Origin of the sequence: Kribbella sp. C-35, assembly GCF_046549195.1 — a bacterium.
In the GTDB taxonomy this organism is placed as follows: domain Bacteria; phylum Actinomycetota; class Actinomycetes; order Propionibacteriales; family Kribbellaceae; genus Kribbella.
Genome location: NZ_JAJPWG010000001.1, coordinates 412,029 through 428,701, shown reverse-complemented (window position 1 = coordinate 428,701; position 16,673 = coordinate 412,029). Strand labels below are relative to the sequence as shown.

The following is a 16,673-nucleotide window of genomic DNA, read 5'->3' as shown; positions in this document are numbered from 1 at the left end:
TCCTCGACCCGGCCGAGCGGGCCCTTCGCCGCGACTGGGAGGACCAGGATCGCGCGATGCGGAATTGCTAGCATTGCTAGGCAGCCTCGTCGCCCCTCAGCAGACACAGCGTGGGTCGTCCGACCGGAGCGTCAGACCCCAGCGAGCGTAGGCCCGAATGATTTCCGGGTACGCCGTGAACGCCGTACCGAAATGGTCGACGGCGCCCATCGAATGCACCGTCACGTTCGCGCCGCGCTTGTGCAGGGAGGCCGCGCACGAGTCGGCGTTGGAGGCGACCACGTCGGTGTCCGTCGTCCCGCTGTACAGGTGCACCGGCACCCGCGGCGTCCAGTCCCGGCAGACCTGATCGGCCGCTCGGAGGGCCCGCAGGAACCGCCCGCTCGGATGCTGGAGCTTCGCGGCGAACTCCGGCGTGAACAGCTTCTCCGGCGAGTCCGGCAGCCCGGCCACGATCTCCTCGAAGGAGTGCGATCCGTCGAACAGCCCCTCGACGGTCTCCGCGTACGGCGCCTGGAATGCTTCGCGCGGATCGTCGTACAACCCGACAGTCCGGTTCCACGCGGTCACGAAGTACCCGAGGTAGAAGGTCGCGGTCGGCGGGATGACGCGCCCGTCGAAGGCCGCCGGGAGTTCCTCGCCGAGCAGGTCGTACGGTCCGGCGACGGCCCGGATCTCGCCGAGGCGGAACGGCCCGACCTCGCCGCGGCTGAGCGCGCGGCCGAACGCCAGCGATGCTCGCCCGCCCTGCGAGAACCCGGTCACCAGGACGTCCCGCTTCAGCGCGACCCCGTGCTTGGCCGCGAACGTCCGCGCGGCGAGCAGGAGATCGGCCGACGCCGAGGTCTCGGTCTTCGTGTCCAGGTACGGATGGAGGCCCGGGCCCGACCCCAGGCCGAGGTAGTCCGGTGCTACGCCGACCAGCCCTTGACCTGCGAACAGGGCTGTGACCAGCCGATCCGTCGAGGTGTCGTCGACGGATCCGGCGTCCACCTTGGTCGCGCTGGTCCCGTGCAGGTACTCCGTGACGGTCAGCGCTCCTCGGCGGCCGTCCGGCAGTACGACGATCCCGCTCGCCGTGGTTGGCCGTCCGAGAGTGTCGACCGTTCGATAGATCAAGCGGTACGCCGTGACGCCGTACGACGCCCGTGGCGTACCCGCGAAGTCGGCGGCGGCCGCGTCGAGCTGAGCCGCTGTCAGGTGAGCGATCCGCGTGGCTGAGACGAGCGCACCATGTGGCGAATACACGCTGGAGATCGCGGCCTCGGAGAGCGTTGGCTGGTGGACTGCGCCGAAGGCGGTCAGTGGGAACGTGAGGAGGGCAGCGGTTGCGAGGGTGGCGGCGACGGTCTTCGTCAGGCGAGAAGTCATGCCTCAACCCAACCGCCGCCGACGCGCTCGCAGAATGGTGCGATGCCCCGAACCCCGGGTGGGGTTTCCCCTACCCGAGCAGGCTGTTGTACAGCTCGACGGTGCGCTGCGCGACGGCGTCCCAGCCGAACTCGGAGACCGCGCGTTCCCGCCCGGCCTTGCCCATCGCGTCAGCTCGGGAAGGGTCGTCGACCAGCGCGTTGATCCCGTCCGCGAGCCCGCGCTCGAAGGCGTCCGGGTCGTTCTCGTCGTACGGGACCAGGGTGCCGGTCACGCCGTCGTCGACGACCTCGGGGATGCCGCCGACCGCGCTCGCGACGACCGCGGTCTCACACGCCATCGCCTCCAGGTTGACGATGCCGAGCGGCTCGTAGATGGATGGGCAGCAGAACGCCAGCGCATGGGTCAGAACCTGCCGGACCTCCTCCCGCGGCAGCATCTCGGAGACCACGAACACGCCGTCTCGGGCCAGCTTCAGGTCGTCGATCAGCGCGTCGGTCTCGGCCTTCAGCTCGACCGTGTCGGCCGCCCCGGCCAGCAGCACGAGCTGCACGGACGGGTCCAGACGCAGCCCTGCCCGGAGCAGGTGCGGCACGCCCTTCTGCCGGGTGATCCGGCCGACGAACGTCACGTACGGCCGGTTCAGGTCGACGCCCAACCGCTCGAGGACATGCGTCGACGGATCCGGCCGGTAGAAGTCGGCGTCGATGCCATTGGAGATCACGTGAACGCGCGCCGGGTCGATCGACGGGTAGCAGTCGAGGACGTCGGTCCGCATCCCGCGGCTCACCGCGACGACCGCATCGGCGGCCTCGTACGCCGTCTGCTCGGCCCAGCTGGACAGCCGGTACCCACCGCCCAGCTGCTCGGCCTTCCACGGGCGGCGCGGCTCCAGCGAGTGTGCGGTCACCACATGCGGTACGTCGTACAGCAGCTTGGCCCAATGCCCCGCCATGTTCGCGTACCAGGTGTGCGAGTGGACCAGGTCCGCCCCACCGACCGCGGCGGTCATGGTCAGGTCGGTGGACAGGATGCGCAGCGCCGCGTTCGCGTTCGGGATCCGCGGGTCGTCCTCGGAATGCGCGGTCGCGCCTTTCCGGGGCTCGCCCATGCACTGGACGTCGACGTCGATCAGCCGGCGCAGTTCGCGGACCAGGAAGTCCACGTGCACCCCCGCCCCGCCGTACACGTCCGGAGGAAACTCACGCGTCAGGATGGCGACCTTCATAAGCTCCGACCATAGGTCATCAGACGACGTGTGTCGGCACCCAGAAGCGCAGCTTTCCGTGTCGTTCGTCTTCCAGTTCGCCACCAGCTGCCTCGATCACCTTGCGCGATCCGGCGTTGTCCACGTCGCAGGTGACGAGGGCCGGCTCGATGCCGAGCGCGCCGGCGATCGGGAGGGACTGGGTGAGCATCTGGGTCGCGTACCCGCGCCGCCGGGCGGACGGGCGGACGCAGTACCCGATGTGCCCGCCGACCTCGGTGAGCGCCGGTGTCAGGTCGTGGCGGATCGAGAGCCGGCCGAGGAACTCGACGCCGTCCACGAACCACAGCACGGTCTGGTGCACGAGGCCGGCCGCCAGCTCGGTCTCTGGCTCGGCCTCCGTCCGGATCGCCTCGACCAGGCGGGCGAACTCGGCCGGATCCGCCGCCTGCCCGCGGGTCCACTCCTCCTCGGCGCCCGCGATCGACCGCGCACCCATCCACCGTTCATGATCCGGACCGAGCTCGTCCCAGGCCGCGAGAAACGATCGGTGAACGGCAGTGGTCGGTACGACGAGGATCGGCATCCTCCCAGTGTCGCGACACCCACAAGCGCTTATGCCAGTGGGCATCGGGAGTTAAGGTGCGGACATGGCAAAGGCGCCCAGAGTTCTCGGAATCGTGCTGGCCGGTGGTGAGGGGAAGCGGCTGATGCCGCTGACGGCGGACCGGGCCAAACCGGCCGTGCCGTTCGGCGGCAGTTATCGCCTCATCGATTTCGTGCTGTCGAATTTGGTCAATGCGGGTTATCGAAATCTCTGTGTGCTGACGCAGTACAAATCGCATTCGCTGGACCGGCACGTCACGCTGACCTGGCGGATGTCCACCCTGCTCGGCAACTACGTGACCTGCGTCCCGGCCCAGCAGCGGCTCGGCCCGCAGTGGTACCAGGGCAGCGCGGACGCGATCTACCAGTCGATGAACCTGATCAAGGACGCCGACCCGGAGTACATCGTGGTCTTCGGCGCCGACCACGTGTACCGGATGGACGCGTCGCAGATGGTCGCCGCGCATATCGAGCGCGGGAACGGCGTGACCGTGGCCGGTATCCGGGTGCCCCGGGCCGAGGCGACCGAGTTCGGCGTGATCAAGACCGCCGCGGACGGGCACGCGATCGAGGAGTTCCTGGAGAAGCCGGCCGACCCGCCGGGGCTGCCGGACTCGCCGGACGAGACGTTCGCGTCGATGGGCAACTACGTGTTCAGCCGGGATGTGCTGGTCGAGGCGCTGCGCAAGGACGCCGCCAATCCGGCGTCGCGGCACGACATGGGCGGTGACATCGTCCCGATGCTCGTTGCCGAGGGCAAGGCGGGCGTCTACGACTTCAAGGACAACGACGTACCGGGAGCACTCGACCGGGACCACTCCTACTGGCGGGACGTCGGGTCGCTGGACTCGTACCACGAGGCCCACATGGACCTGGTGTCGATCCAGCCCGTGTTCAACCTCTACAACAACGACTGGCCGATCTTCACCTCCCACCCGCAGCTGCCGGGCGCGAAGTTCACCGACGACGCGACCGTCGGCGAGTCGATCGTCTGCCAGGGCTCGATCGTGTCCGGCGCGCACGTGGACCACTCGGTGCTCGGGTCGAACGTGATCGTCAGCGCCGGCGCCGACATCCAGCACTCCGTGATCATGGACAACTGCAAGATCGGCAAGAACGTCGTGCTGAAGAACGTGATCCTGGACAAGAACATCGTGATCCCGGACGGCACGCAGATCGGCGTCGACCCGGACTACGACCGGGAGCGCGGGTTCACAGTGTCCAAGGGCGGCGTGACAGTGCTCGGCAAGGGGCAGGTGATCGAGGCGCCCAAGGGCGCCGCCGACGAGGTTGCCGAGGCGTGACCCTTTCCGAGACGGAGGCACTGGAACTCGATGCCAACGATCCGGGGCACCGGGAGCTGTTCGACGTACCGCCCGCGCAGGGTGGCGACTATCCGGAGGTCGCGTACTTCGCCGGCAACTCGCTCGGTCTGCGCCCGAAGGCGACCCGGTCCGAGCTGCTCGCGGACCTGGACTCGTGGGCGGCGCTCGGGGTCGAAGGGCATCTGGACGCGGCCCGGCCCTGGCTGCCGTACCACGAGCTGCTGACCGGGCCCGCCGCACGGCTTGTCGGCGCGTTGCCGAGCGAGACGGTCGTGATGAACACGCTCACCGTCAACCTGCACCTGTTGATGGTGTCGTTCTACCGGCCGACGCGGTCCCGGCACCGGATCGTCATCGAGGACTCGGCGTTCCCCTCGGACAGTTACGCCGTACGGTCGCAGGTCGCCTTCCACGGGTACGACGCGGAGGACGCGGTGATCCGCTTGCGTCCGCGACCGGGCGAGAACAGTCTACGTACGGCGGATGTCGTCGAGCAGCTCGGTGGCGACGTGGCGCTCGTACTGCTGGGCGGCGTGAACTACCTGACCGGTGAGCTGATGGACATCCCCACGATCACGAAGGCCGGTCACGCGGCCGGGGCGATCGTCGGGTGGGACCTCGCGCACGCGGCCGGGAACGTGCCGCTCGCGTTGCACGACTGGGGCGTGGACTTCGCGGCGTGGTGCTCGTACAAGTACCTGAACTCCGGTCCGGGCGCGATCGCCGGTGCGTTCGTGCACGAGCGGCATCTCGGCGCGGACCTGCCGCGGTTCGAGGGCTGGTGGAGCACCGACGCGAAGACGCGGTTCGAGATGACGCCCGAGTCCCGGCCGCCGGCGACCGCGGACGCGTGGCAGGTGTCGAACCCGCCGATCTTCTCGATGAGCCCGGTGCGGACGTCGCTGGAGATCTTCGACAAGGTCGGCATCGAGGTACTACGGGAGCGGAGTGTGCGGTTGACGGCGTACCTTTCGGAGCTTCTGGCGGGGTTCGAGGTCATCACTCCGGCCGATCCGGCGCGGCGCGGGGCGCAGTTGTCGCTGCGGGTTCCTGAGCCTGGGGCGGTTTCACGGCGGTTGCGGTTCGAGTACGGCGTGATCGCGGACTCGCGGGAGCCCGACGTACTGCGGCTCGCGCCGGTGCCGTTGTACTCGACGTACCACGACTGCTGGCGGGCCGCGGCGGCGTTGGCCGCGGTGATGGCATGAAGGTCGCGATCGTCGGCGCGGGACTGACCGGTTCGCTGCTCGCGTGCTTCCTCGCGCGCCGCGGCCTGACCGTGACGCTGTACGAGCGGCGCCCGGATCCTCGGGTCGCGCAGGTGGAACGCGGCCGGTCGATCAACCTGGCAATCTCCGAACGCGGGCTGGACGCCTTGCGGCGGATCGATCTGGTCGATGAGGTGATGGCGGACGCGTTGCCGATGAAGGGCCGGATGATCCATCCCGTGTCTGGGCCGCTGGACTTCCAGGCGTACTCGGCGTCCGGGGACCGCGCGATCAACTCGATCAGCCGGGGCACCCTGAACAACGCGTTGCTGTCGGCGGCGGCGTGGGCTCCTGGTGTGTCGGTGGAGTTCGAGCACCGGTTGGTGGAGCTGGACTCGGCCGCTGGGCAGATGGTGTTCGCGACGCCGTCCGGGAAGGTGTCGGTCGCGGCGGACGTGGTGCTCGGGGCCGATGGCGCCGGATCCGCGGTGCGCGAGCAACTGCTTGCCGAGGGCATCGTCGCGGAGGACGTGGACTTCCTCGACTACGGGTACAAGGAGTTGTCGATCCCCGCAGCTCTTGGCGAGTTCGCGCTGGATCCCGGGGCGCTGCACATCTGGCCGCGCGGTACGTCGATGATGATCGCGTTGCCGAACCCGGACCGCTCGTTCACCTGCACGCTGTTCTGGCCGGCCGGGTCCTTCGACGCGCTGACCGCCGCGGAGGGCATCTCAGCGCATTTCCAGGAGCACTATCCCGATCTGTTGCCCTTAGCACCTGATCTGGTGGACGACTACCTGAACAATCCGGTCGGGGTCCTCGGGACGGTGCACACGCTGCCGTGGCAGGCTCACGGACGTACGGCGTTGCTCGGCGACGCGGCGCACGCGATCGTGCCGTTCTACGGGCAGGGCGCGAACTGCGCCTTCGAGGACGTGGTCGAACTGGACCGCTGCCTGGACGACACGGGCGGCTCGTGGGCGCGGGCGCTCCCGCTCTTCGAGGCCCGCCGTCGCGAGAACACCGAGGCGATCGCCGAAATGGCCCTCGCCAACTTCGTCGAAATGCGCGACAAGGTTGCCTCACCCGTCTTCCGCCTGCAAAAACAGGTAGAACACGCCCTGGAACGCCTCCTCCCCGGCACGTACGTCTCCCGCTACGAGCTCGTGTCGTTCTCCACCACGCCGTACGCCGAAGTCCAACGGCGGGTTCACCGCCAGCACCAACTCCTGGGTGCCGGGGCGGTCGCCGTTGCCGGTGCGCTGCTGAGCCTCGTCCGCGCGAGGAAACGCCGATGACCGCGGCAGGCGTCTCGCTCGCCCGCACCGCGCCGCCGACCGGCACGCCGCCGCGCCACGTCCGCGTGCCGGTCTACGCTCGAAGGGATATCCCCTCGAGTTGTGGGTTCTCTGCTGGTACACCAGCAGAGAAGCCGCAACACCAGTGGATATCCCCTCGAGTGTGGTCGAGGTCAGGGGAGGTGGCGGAGTGAGCCTGTGGTCGCCTGAGCTGCTGATCGGACAGCCCTCGTCCGTTGGGTTGTTGCGGCACTTCGTCGGGGGAGCGTTTGTGGAGAGCGCTTCGCGGTTCGCGAAGGTGTCGCCGGTGACGGGGGAGCAGATCTTCGACGTTTGTGAGGCGGACGAGGCGACTGTTGACGCCGCGGTTGGGGCTGCTCGGCAGGCGTTGAGCGGGCCGTGGGGGCGGATGAGTGAGCAGGAGCGGGCCGTCGTACTGCGGCGGGTCGCGGACGGGCTGGAGCGGCGGTTCGCGGACCTGGTGGCGGCGGAGGTCGGCGACACCGGGAAGTCGATCAGCCAGGCGCGCACCCTGGACATCCCGCGCGGTGCGGCGAACTTCCGTGCGTTCGCGGATTTCGCGACGACGGTGCCGACCGAGTCGTACACGACCGTGCTTCCGGACGGGCGGCGGGCGTTGAACTACGCCGTACGGAAACCGGTCGGGGTGGTCGCGATCGTCGTACCGTGGAATCTTCCGTTGCTCCTGCTCACGTGGAAGGTTGCGCCGGCGCTTGCCTGTGGCAACGCGGTGGTGGTGAAACCGTCCGAGGAGACCCCGTCGTCGGCGACCGTCCTCGCCGAGGTGATGGCGGAGGCCGGCGTACCTGATGGGGTTTTCAACCTGGTGCACGGATTCGGGCCGTCGTCGGCGGGGGAATACCTCACGCGGCACCCGGGTGTGGATGCGATCACGTTCACCGGCGAGTCCGCGACCGGTACGGCGATCGCGAAGGTGGCGGCGGATCGGGTCAAGGCGGTGTCCTTCGAGCTCGGCGGGAAGAACGCGGGGCTGATCTTCGCCGACTGCGATCTCGACGCCGCGGTCGAGGGATCGGTCCGCTCGGTCTTCACGAACGGCGGGCAGGTCTGCCTGTGCACGGAACGCCTGTACGTCGAACGCCCGATCTTCGAGCAGTTCACGTCACGGCTGACTCAGCGGGCGAAGGAGTTGACGTACGGCTGGCCCGCCGACGAGGCCACCATGAACATGCCCCTGATCTCCAAACAGCACCGCGACAAGGTGCTGTCGTACTACGATCTCGCCCGAGCTGAAGGCGCCGAGGTCCTCGCCGGCGGCGGTGTACCGACCTTCGGCGACGCCCGCGACGGCGGTTGCTACGTGCAACCAACTGTCGTGACCGGTCTAGGGGCGGACGCCCGGACGAACCGCGAGGAGATCTTCGGCCCGATCTGCCACATCGCCCCGTTCGACACCGAGGAAGAGGCCTACGCCCTCGCGAACTCCTCCGACTACGGGCTGGCGGCCACCGTCTGGACCCGCGACGTCGGCCGCGCCCACCGCGCCGGCGCCGCTCTGGACGTCGGCCTCTGCTGGGTCAACACCTGGTTCCTCCGCGATCTCCGCACGCCCTTCGGCGGGGTGAAGTTGTCGGGCGTCGGCCGCGAGGGCGGACGGCATTCGGTGGACTTCTACACCGAAACCACCAACGTCTGCGTGGAGCTGTCATGACCGTCGTACCGGGGAAGGCGACGCCGCGGGGGCGCTTTCCGCATGTGAAGGTGGCGGGTGGGTTCGCGTTCGTGTCGGGGACGTCGAGCCGGCGGCCCGACAACTCGATCGCCGGTGCCTCGGTCGACGAGATGGGCACCGTCGAGCTGGACATCCGGGTGCAGACGCGGGCGGTGCTGGAGAACATCCGGGACGTGCTCGGGGCGGTCGGGGCCGGGTTGGAGGATCTCGTCAGCGTGACGACGTACCTGGTGTCGATGAACGACTTCGGAGGGTACAACGAGATCTATGGCGAGTTTTTCGACGAGTCGGGGCCTTCGCGTACGACCGTCGCAGTACATCAGCTGCCGCATCCCCAGCTGCTGATCGAGATATCTGCTGTAGCGGCCGTCTCACAAGGACACAGCCCGCTCGAGGAGGAGTAGGACATGGTCAACCTGGAGTCGACGAACTTTCCGCAGTGGATCGAGGAGAACAAGCACCTGCTGAAGCCGCCGGTCGGCAACAAGCAGATGTTCCCGACCGGGGACGACTTCATCACGATGGTGGTCGGCGGCCCGAACCAGCGCACCGACTTCCACGTCGACCCGTACGAGGAGTTCTTCTACCAGATCTCCGGCGAGCTCAAGGTCAACGTTATGACCGACGACGGCCCGGCGACCGTTGCGGTGAACGCCGGTGAGATGTGGGTGCTGCCAAGGAACATGCCGCACTCCCCGCAGCGCGGCCCGAACTCGATCGGCCTGGTGATCGAGCGAGTCCGGGAGCCTGGCGTACTGGAGAAGTTCCGCTGGTACTGCGCGAACTGCAACGCGATCGTGCACGAGGTCGAGCTCCAGGTGACCGACATCGTCGCGGACCTGCCGCCTGTGTTCAAAGCCTTCTACGACAGCGAGGAAGCCCGTACCTGCCCGAAGTGCGGAACCGTGCACCCGGGTAAATGACCGTAGACGTCCACACTCATCTGGTCCCGCACGGCTGGCCGGATCTTTCGGCGGCGTGCGGCGGGGACGGCTGGCCGTGGTTGCGGGTGGATTCCGAGCGGGCCGCGATGATCATGGTCGGGTCCAACGAGTTCCGCCCGGTCGGACCGCAGGCTTGGGATCCCGCCGTACGACGTGCCGATATGGATGCCGACGGCATCGATCTCCAGGTGGTGTCGCCGACTCCGGTGTTCTTCGGGTACGAACGCCCGGCCGCGCAGGCTGTCAAGCTGGCGGAGATCTTCAACGACCTCACCTTGGAGACGCTCGCCGGTGACGACCGGTTCGTGCCGTTCTGCCAGGTGCCGTTGCAGGATCCGGACCTGGCCTGCGCCGAACTGGACCGGTGCCTGGCCGCCGGGCATGTCGGGGTCGAGATCGGCAACCACGTCGGCGACAAGGATCTCGACGACGCCGGGATCGTTGCCTTCCTCAACCATTGCGCGGAGACCGGTACGCCGGTGCTGGTGCATCCGTGGGACATGCCGGGCGGGCCGCGACTGGATCGCTGGATGGCGCGCTGGCTCACCGGGATGCCGGCCGAGACGCATCTGTCGTTGCTGGCGATGATCCTGGGCGGGGCGTTCGACCGGTTGCCGCCGTACCTGAAGATCTGTTTCGCCCACGGGGGCGGGAGTTTCGCGTTCTGGCTCGGGCGGCTCGAGAACGCCTGGCACCGGCGCGGCGACATCGTCCGTGGTTGCTCCGAGCACCCACCGTCGGCGTACCTGGACCGGATCCTGGTCGACACGGTCGTGTTCGAATCAGCGCCTTTGCGGCTACTTGTCGATACCTTGGGGGAAGACCGCGTTCTGGTCGGCAGTGACTATCCCTATCCACTGGGCGAGCGGCCGGTCGGGGAGGTGGTACGGAAGGCCGGCTTCCTGACCGCGGAGCAGCAGCACAAGCTGCTGACTCTGAACGCCCTGCGCTATCTCGGGAGGTCGGAATGAGTGAGGACCGATCCGTACTGTCGCGTAAGGCGCCCGAGCCGGACGAGGAGTTGCGGTACGGCGACCACGCGGACCAGGTGATCGACTACTGGCACGCGAAGGAGTACCGGCCGCTGGTGGTGTTCGTCCACGGCGGGTTCTGGCGGCCGAAGTACGACCGGGTGCACGCCCGTTCGCTCGGCGCAGCGCTGTCCGACCTCGGCTGGCCGGTCCTGTCTCTTGAGTACCGTCGCGAGCCCGGCAACCCGGACGTGACGACCAGTGACATCCGTACGGCGCTGGACGCGCTACCTGACGTGGTGGACGTGCACGCGGGCTACGTGCTGATGGGGCACTCCGCTGGTGGTCAGCTGGCGCTATGGGCCGCGTCGACGCTCAACCCGGTCCGGCTGCGCGGTGTGGTCGCCCTGGCTCCCGTAGCCGACCTCCTGAAGGCCGACCGCGAGCACATCGGCGAGGGCGCCGTACAGGACTTCATCGGCGGCGGCGTCCGCAACGACCTGGACCCGGCCCACCTCCCCGCCTCCATAGCCCCCGTGACCCTCATCCACGGCACCCGCGACACAGTCGTCCCCATCACCATCACCGAGTCCTACTTCACCGCCCACCCCACCGCCCACTTCCACCGTGTTCCCCACTGCGGCCACTACGAACTGATAGACCCCCAAACAGACCCCTGGCACGAAGTAACCACCGAACTAACCCGCCTAACCAGCTAGCGGCTACTTCAGGCGTTTGGCGGCGGTTAGGAGGCCGTCGGAGGTGGGGAGGAGGGCTGAGACCAGGTTGTCGTCGTCTCGGACGGCGCGGATGAGGTCTCGGAGGGCCATGGTGTCGGGGTCGCGGCGGGCGGGGTCGGCTACTCGGCCGGCGGTGAGGATGCCGGCGAAGGCGACGATGCCGCCGGGGCGGAGCAGGCGGAGGGCCTCGTGCAGGTACGCCGTGTTCTCGCGGCGGTCCGCGTCGCAGAAGACCAGGTCGTAGTGACCGTCGGTGAGCCGGGTGACCACGTCCAGCCCGGCGCCCGCGATCAGGCGGAACCGGTTGGACGCGACGCCGGCGTCCAGGAACGTCTTGCGCGCGAGCCGCTGGTTCTCCGCGTCGATGTCGACCGTGGTGAGCGTGCCGTCGGCGCGCATGCCGCGGAGCAGCGCGAGCCCGGAGACGCCGGTCCCGGTGCCGATCTCGACGACCGCCTTCGCGCTCACACCGGCGGCGAGCAGGCTCAGCGCGGCGGCCGCGCCGGGTCCGATCGGGGCGACACCGCTGTCCGCGGCGCTCGCCCGCGCACCGGTGACGACTTCGTCCTCACCGGTGTAGTCCTCGGCGTACGCCCAGGACGTCGGGTCGATGCCGGTGGCGATGGCGTCCTCCCAGTGGTCGGAGTGGTCGGCGGAGCGGTGTGCGGCTGCGGTACCCATGCTGAACCGAAGCCTAGCGGCTGGAGGTCCGCATTCCGTGATGCACGCGCGGAGGTTGCGCACTCTTGCTCATAACAACCTTGCCCTGATCAGATATGATCGTCTCTTGGAGACGTGACTCACCTGGTGAGGGAGGTGTGCGGTGCTTTTTGGGAAGTTGGGGGGATCAGGCGCGGATGACGTCGATGCCGGCTTCTTTGAAGACGGCGAGCTGCGACTCGTCGGCCTGGGCGTCGGTGACGAGCGTGTCGATCTCGCTCAGCTCGCAGATCCGGGCGAAGGCCCGCTGCCCGAGCTTGGAGGAGTCGGCCACCACGACCACCTTCGCGGCCCGGCTGACGATCAGCTGGTTGATGTTCGCCTCGCCCTCGTGGTGAGCGGTGGCGCCGGTCTCGTCGATCCCGTCGACGCCGATGAAGGCGATGTCCAGCGACAGGTCGGACAGGATCCGGTGCGACAGCGGGCCGATCATCTCGTAGGACTGCGGCCGCGCCACACCGCCGGTCAGCACCATCTTCACGTGCGGCCGGACGATCAGCTCGTTGGCGATGTTCAGCGCGTTGGTGACCAGCGTGAACGCCGGCTCGCCGTGCTCCGCGGACAGCTCCGGCCGGGTCGCCAGCGTCCGCGCCACCTCGGAGATGGTGGTGCCGCCGTTCATCCCGATCACCATGCCGCGACGGACCAGCGTGGCTGCCGCCTGCGCGATCCGCTGCTTCTCGGACGCGAAACGCGCAGTCTTGTAGCGCAGCGGCAGGTCGTACGACACCGCGTTGGCGACCGCGCCGCCGCGGGTCCGGGTGAGGAGCTGCTGCTTGCCGAGATGGTCCAGGTCACGCCTGATCGTGGCCGCGGACACGTGCAACTGCTCGGCGAGCTCGTCGACGTCGATGGCGCCTTTCTCGGCGAGCGACTCGAGCAAGGTGTTGAGGCGTTCATAACGCTTCACCCGGGGCTCCTCCTTCACACAATCGGTCAGCCCGGTGGCGGCTGGTTGGCACCATTCGATCACGTTCGAGCAGTTTCGACCATGACAAGCGCGGAGACGACATGACGCAGACACCATTCGTGAGCACTGAGATCGCCACCCAACCCGACCTCTGGCGACAGGTCTCGGACGGTTTCGCGCAGTACGGCGGTGCACTTCCGACGGCCGGCCAACGGGTCGCGGCGGTCGGCTGCGGCACGTCCTGGTTCATGGCGATGGCGTACGCCGCGCTGCGCGAGGACCTCGGCCAGGGCGAGACCGACGCGTTCGCCGGATCCGAGTTCCCGGCCGGCCGTTCGTACGACGCCGTGGTGGTGATCAGCCGCTCCGGTACGACGACCGAGGTGCTCGACCTGATCCGCGCGACCGACGTACCGACCGTGGCGATCACCGCGACCCCGGACTCGCCGATCGTCGAGCTGGCCGACCAGACGATCCTGCTCGACTTCGCCGACGAGCAGTCCGTGGTGCAGACCCGGTTCGCGACCACCACGCTGGCGCTGCTGCGCGCGTCGCTCGGTGAGGACCTGTCGAAGGCCGCTGCGGACGCTCAGACCGCACTGACCATCGACGTCGACGACCTGGCCAAGCTCGAGCAGGTCACGTACATCGGTACGCGCTGGACGGTCGGTCTGGCGCACGAGGCCGCGCTCAAGCAGCGTGAGGCCGCGTCGGCGTGGACCGAGGCGTACCCGGCGATGGACTACCGGCACGGCCCGATCGCGATCGCTCAGCCCGGCCGCGGCGTCTGGGTCTTCGGTGAGCCGCCGGTGGGCCTGCTGGACGACGTGAACGCCACTGGCGCGACCATCGTCTACCACGCCGACCTCGACCCGATGGCGTCCCTCGTCGTCGCCCAGCGGGTCGCGGTGGCCAAGTCTCTGGCTCTCGGCCTCAACCCCGACCAGCCGCGCAGCCTGTCCCGCTCCGTCATCCTCGACTGACCGCAGCAGTCATCTGGGACTCGAGCGTCCACCCCAGCGCGGTGTAGAGCGCCCGTCCGTCCTCAGTCGCAACCAGTACGCCGGTCGTCGCACCGGCGTACTGCGCTGCGGCGGACAGAGCAGCCATAACGCTCCGTCCCAGCCCACGCCGCCGGTGCTGCGGAGAGGTCTCGATCTGGTCGAAGACAGCAGCCTCTCCGGTCAGCGCTGCCTTCCCACTCGCCGCCACCGAGCCGTCGGCTGCGCACACGACAACGTCGACCAGACTGCCCCGCCGCACACTCTTCAACTCGTACGACGCACCCACACTCACTCCCGTGCTAGCCAGTGACCGCGTCATCAGGTACTCGGGAAGCTGCACCTGCCAAGGCGCGCTCAGCGACACCTGCCCGCAGATCTTCAGCCAGGTGTCCGGCTCGCCGAGCCCGTCGACCAGACCAGCGTCGTACGTCGGGAGGACGTATCGGACCTGGTGACCGGGCAGGCCCACGTCGATGCGGTAGCCGCTCGGGAGCTTCACCGGTGCCGCTGTGCTGCGGGAGATGGCCCAGCCGTGGACCCATGCGTCAAGAGACATACAGCGGTGCCTTTCTGGAGATGGCTGCGCCGAGGGCGGCGGCCGCGAGCAGGGCGAGGGCGACGACCAGCAGAGCCTTGTGGGTGCCTATTACCGGGACCAGGAGGCCGCCGGTGGCCTGGCCGATCGCGGCGGCACCTACTCGGAGGCTGGCGGCCGTGGTGCTGACGCGACCTTGCAGGGACTCCGGGCTGTACTGCTGACGGGCGGCGAACATGGCAGGGAGGGTGGGGCCTTCCAGGAGACCGCCGACAAAGGCCATGACCAGGAGCGCGGCGAAGGCTGTCGCCAGGGGCCAGGTGGTCACGGCGAGGCCGTAGGCCGCGACTGACACGATGACGACCTGCTCCGGGCGCCAGCGCGCTTGGAGACGAGGCAGTAGGAGTGCGGTCGTGACGCAGCCGATTTCGACGGCGGTCCACAGGTAGCCGGCCGCTGACTTGGGCATGCCGAGTGAAGCCATGTGCAGCGGCAGGGCGATCAGCAGGAGGCCAGTGGCCCCCATCAGCAGGGTCGTGGTCACAGTGGAGGCCCGTAGCCGCGGTGTGCGGACCAGGTGTGTCAGGCCGGCCAGAACAGCGGGCAGGAACGGTTCTGCTGCGGTCTGCAACGGTGGCAGGGCAGGCAGGCGGCTGATGGCGCAGATGCTGAGTGTTGCGGCCACGGCGATGACTACGACCGCGACGTTCACCGACAGGGTGGCTGCGATCGTGGCAGCGGTCGCCGGGCCGGTAATGGTTGCCGCGCCGAAGCTAGCTGCCTCGAAGGAGTTGGCGCGGGCTAGTCGGTCCGGTGGGATCAGGCTCGGCAGCATGCTGGTGAATCCGCCGCTCACCATCGGCAGCGTTGCGCCGGCGACCGCTGCGAGCGCCGGAGTGATCCAGTGCGCGCTGTGGCCGACCACGGCCAGCAGGCTGAGCATGACCACGCCGAGTACAGCCTGGTTGAGTGCGAGCGCGCTCCGCCGGTACGGCGTCCTGTCCAGCCATGCACCGAGGAGAGGCCCCGTTGCGACCGCCGGGAGCGCGTAGGCAGCTCCGGTGATCCCTGCCAGTGCCGGACTGTCGGTCCGCTCCAGCACCAGCAGCACCAACGTGAACGCGACCATCTCGTCGGCAAGCCGGGCCAGCGTCGCCGCCAAGTAGTAGCTCGCCACGCCCGATCCTCCTGTAACGCAAAGCTGGCTGTTACGCGTTACGATCATAAAGGCGTTACGGAGGGAGTCCAGTGGATATTCAGACGCCGGACCGGCAGGTGCGGCTCGCGGTCGACCTGGTCAACACGCGCACCCGCGACCCGGAGCAGTTGACGGCGCCGGCCGACGTACGCGCGTTCCTCCTCGAGCACGGTGAGTCGGACCCGATCACACTGGACGAGGGCGACCTGCTCGCGGTCCGAGAGGTCCGGGCGCGGGTCCGCGAGGTCTTCTACGCCGACCCGCGCGCAGCTGCCTGGATGCTCAACGAGCTGCTCGAGGAGTACGCCGTACGGCCGTATCTGTCCGACCACGACGGGTCGCCGTGGCACTTGCATGTGGCGAAGCCCGGAGCCACGTGGGCCGATTGGCTGGCGGCGACGACTGCGCTCGGGCTGGCGACGTTCGCGGCCGGTCACGGGTTCGAGGCGCTCGGGGTCTGTGCGGCCGTGGACTGCGAGCGGGTGTTCGCCAATGCGGCGGAGAAGCGGCCGCGGAGGTTCTGTACGCCGCGGTGCTCGAGCCGGACGCGCGTCGCGTCGTACCGGGCCCGTCAGCACGCCCAGTAGCCGGGCCTTGGCCTGCCACGCCTAGGATCGGGAGTGGGATTCCGGGAGTGGGAGGAGTGCGAGTTGAGTCACACCGTGCTGGCCGAGCTGGTGGCCAATGTGCTGAAGGTCACCGCCAAGGCCGGAGACACGGTGGGGCCGGACGACACCCTTGTCATCCTGGAGTCGATGAAGATGGAGATTCCGGTGCTGGCCGAGGTGGCCGGCACCATCGTCGAACTGAAGGTCGTCGAGGGCGAGGTCGTCCGCGACGGCGACCCGATCGCCGTCATCGACCAGGAGTGATTCAACCTAAATGGCCGTCTGCGCGTCTTTATCGGTGAAGGCACCGGCCG

At 68.5% G+C, this 16,673-nt stretch carries 18 protein-coding genes; 11 read left to right on the top strand and 7 right to left on the bottom strand.

The genetic code is table 11. The annotated features are described in order from the left end of the window. Positions 1 to 96: 96 nt before the first annotated feature. From ACLJOO_RS02130 to ACLJOO_RS02120, 3 genes are all read right to left on the bottom strand, one after another. The gene (locus tag ACLJOO_RS02130) at positions 97 to 1,371 is read right to left on the bottom strand and encodes a hypothetical protein (RefSeq protein ID WP_410785051.1); all 1,275 of its coding nucleotides are present in this window, start codon (positions 1,369 to 1,371) and stop codon (positions 97 to 99) included. 70 nt (positions 1,372 to 1,441) lie between these two features. Then, complete coding sequence (gene glgA, locus ACLJOO_RS02125) at positions 1,442 to 2,599, bottom strand: glycogen synthase (protein ID WP_410785050.1); 1,158 nt, start codon at positions 2,597 to 2,599, stop codon at positions 1,442 to 1,444. A 19-nt stretch (positions 2,600 to 2,618) separates the two neighbouring features. Beyond that, positions 2,619 to 3,164, bottom strand: coding sequence for a GNAT family N-acetyltransferase (locus ACLJOO_RS02120; RefSeq protein WP_410785049.1), 546 nt, complete (start codon positions 3,162 to 3,164; stop codon positions 2,619 to 2,621). Between the two features lie 64 nt (positions 3,165 to 3,228). Between ACLJOO_RS02120 and glgC the strand changes: the two genes are divergently transcribed. The 8 genes from glgC to ACLJOO_RS02080 all read left to right on the top strand — a co-directional run bounded on the left by glgC (position 3,229) and on the right by ACLJOO_RS02080 (position 11,363). Beyond that, entirely contained in the window at positions 3,229 to 4,488 is a 1,260-nt protein-coding gene (gene glgC, locus ACLJOO_RS02115; protein WP_410785048.1) for a glucose-1-phosphate adenylyltransferase, read from the top strand. Beyond that, positions 4,485 to 5,717, top strand: coding sequence for a kynureninase (kynU, locus tag ACLJOO_RS02110; RefSeq protein ID WP_410785047.1), 1,233 nt, complete (start codon positions 4,485 to 4,487; stop codon positions 5,715 to 5,717). The genes glgC and kynU overlap by 4 nt, the downstream gene beginning before the upstream one ends. Continuing rightward, a complete protein-coding gene (locus ACLJOO_RS02105; protein ID WP_410785046.1) occupies positions 5,714 to 7,015 on the top strand; it encodes an FAD-dependent oxidoreductase in 1,302 nt (433 codons plus the stop codon). The genes kynU and ACLJOO_RS02105 overlap by 4 nt, the downstream gene beginning before the upstream one ends. Positions 7,016 to 7,205: 190 nt before the next feature. Then, entirely contained in the window at positions 7,206 to 8,708 is a 1,503-nt protein-coding gene (locus tag ACLJOO_RS02100; protein WP_410785045.1) for a 2-hydroxymuconic semialdehyde dehydrogenase, read from the top strand. After that, a complete protein-coding gene (locus ACLJOO_RS02095; RefSeq protein WP_410785044.1) occupies positions 8,705 to 9,133 on the top strand; it encodes a RidA family protein in 429 nt (142 codons plus the stop codon). The genes ACLJOO_RS02100 and ACLJOO_RS02095 overlap by 4 nt, the downstream gene beginning before the upstream one ends. A 3-nt stretch (positions 9,134 to 9,136) precedes the next feature. Continuing rightward, complete coding sequence (locus tag ACLJOO_RS02090) at positions 9,137 to 9,652, top strand: 3-hydroxyanthranilate 3,4-dioxygenase (RefSeq protein ID WP_410785043.1); 516 nt, start codon at positions 9,137 to 9,139, stop codon at positions 9,650 to 9,652. After that, entirely contained in the window at positions 9,649 to 10,644 is a 996-nt protein-coding gene (locus tag ACLJOO_RS02085) for an amidohydrolase family protein (protein WP_410785042.1), read from the top strand. Before ACLJOO_RS02090 ends, ACLJOO_RS02085 begins: the two co-directional genes overlap by 4 nt. Continuing rightward, the gene (locus tag ACLJOO_RS02080) at positions 10,641 to 11,363 is read left to right on the top strand and encodes an alpha/beta hydrolase family protein (protein ID WP_410785041.1); all 723 of its coding nucleotides are present in this window, start codon (positions 10,641 to 10,643) and stop codon (positions 11,361 to 11,363) included. The genes ACLJOO_RS02085 and ACLJOO_RS02080 overlap by 4 nt, the downstream gene beginning before the upstream one ends. Positions 11,364 to 11,366: 3 nt before the next feature. Here the strand turns inward: ACLJOO_RS02080 and ACLJOO_RS02075 are convergent, their stop codons facing one another. Together ACLJOO_RS02075 and ACLJOO_RS02070 are read right to left on the bottom strand one after the other, a co-directional pair. Further along, positions 11,367 to 12,065, bottom strand: a complete 699-nt coding sequence (locus ACLJOO_RS02075) for an O-methyltransferase (protein WP_410785040.1) — start codon at positions 12,063 to 12,065, stop codon at positions 11,367 to 11,369. A gap of 166 nt (positions 12,066 to 12,231) precedes the next feature. After that, entirely contained in the window at positions 12,232 to 13,014 is a 783-nt protein-coding gene (locus ACLJOO_RS02070; protein WP_130384025.1) for a DeoR/GlpR family DNA-binding transcription regulator, read from the bottom strand. Between the two features lie 101 nt (positions 13,015 to 13,115). On the opposite strand from ACLJOO_RS02070, the gene ACLJOO_RS02065 reads away from it, so the two are divergent. After that, positions 13,116 to 13,997 carry an SIS domain-containing protein gene (locus ACLJOO_RS02065; RefSeq protein ID WP_410785039.1) on the top strand — a complete coding sequence of 294 codons (882 nt, stop codon included), beginning with the start codon at positions 13,116 to 13,118 and terminating at the stop codon, positions 13,995 to 13,997. Here the strand turns inward: ACLJOO_RS02065 and ACLJOO_RS02060 are convergent. Together ACLJOO_RS02060 and ACLJOO_RS02055 are read right to left on the bottom strand one after the other, a co-directional pair. Continuing rightward, positions 13,984 to 14,574 (bottom strand): GNAT family N-acetyltransferase, encoded by a 591-nt coding sequence (locus ACLJOO_RS02060; RefSeq protein ID WP_410785038.1) that lies wholly within the window; start codon positions 14,572 to 14,574, stop codon positions 13,984 to 13,986. The two genes, ACLJOO_RS02065 and ACLJOO_RS02060, sit on opposite strands and share 14 nt — an antisense overlap. Next, positions 14,564 to 15,730 carry an MFS transporter gene (locus tag ACLJOO_RS02055; protein WP_410785037.1) on the bottom strand — a complete coding sequence of 389 codons (1,167 nt, stop codon included), beginning with the start codon at positions 15,728 to 15,730 and terminating at the stop codon, positions 14,564 to 14,566. Before ACLJOO_RS02055 ends, ACLJOO_RS02060 begins: the two co-directional genes overlap by 11 nt. A 71-nt stretch (positions 15,731 to 15,801) precedes the next feature. Between ACLJOO_RS02055 and ACLJOO_RS02050 the strand changes: the two genes are divergently transcribed. Together ACLJOO_RS02050 and ACLJOO_RS02045 are read left to right on the top strand one after the other, a co-directional pair. Beyond that, complete coding sequence (locus ACLJOO_RS02050; protein ID WP_410785036.1) at positions 15,802 to 16,338, top strand: CGNR zinc finger domain-containing protein; 537 nt, start codon at positions 15,802 to 15,804, stop codon at positions 16,336 to 16,338. A 63-nt stretch (positions 16,339 to 16,401) separates the two neighbouring features. Further along, positions 16,402 to 16,623 (top strand): biotin/lipoyl-binding carrier protein, encoded by a 222-nt coding sequence (locus tag ACLJOO_RS02045; RefSeq protein WP_410785035.1) that lies wholly within the window; start codon positions 16,402 to 16,404, stop codon positions 16,621 to 16,623. Positions 16,624 to 16,673: the final 50 nt, after the last annotated feature.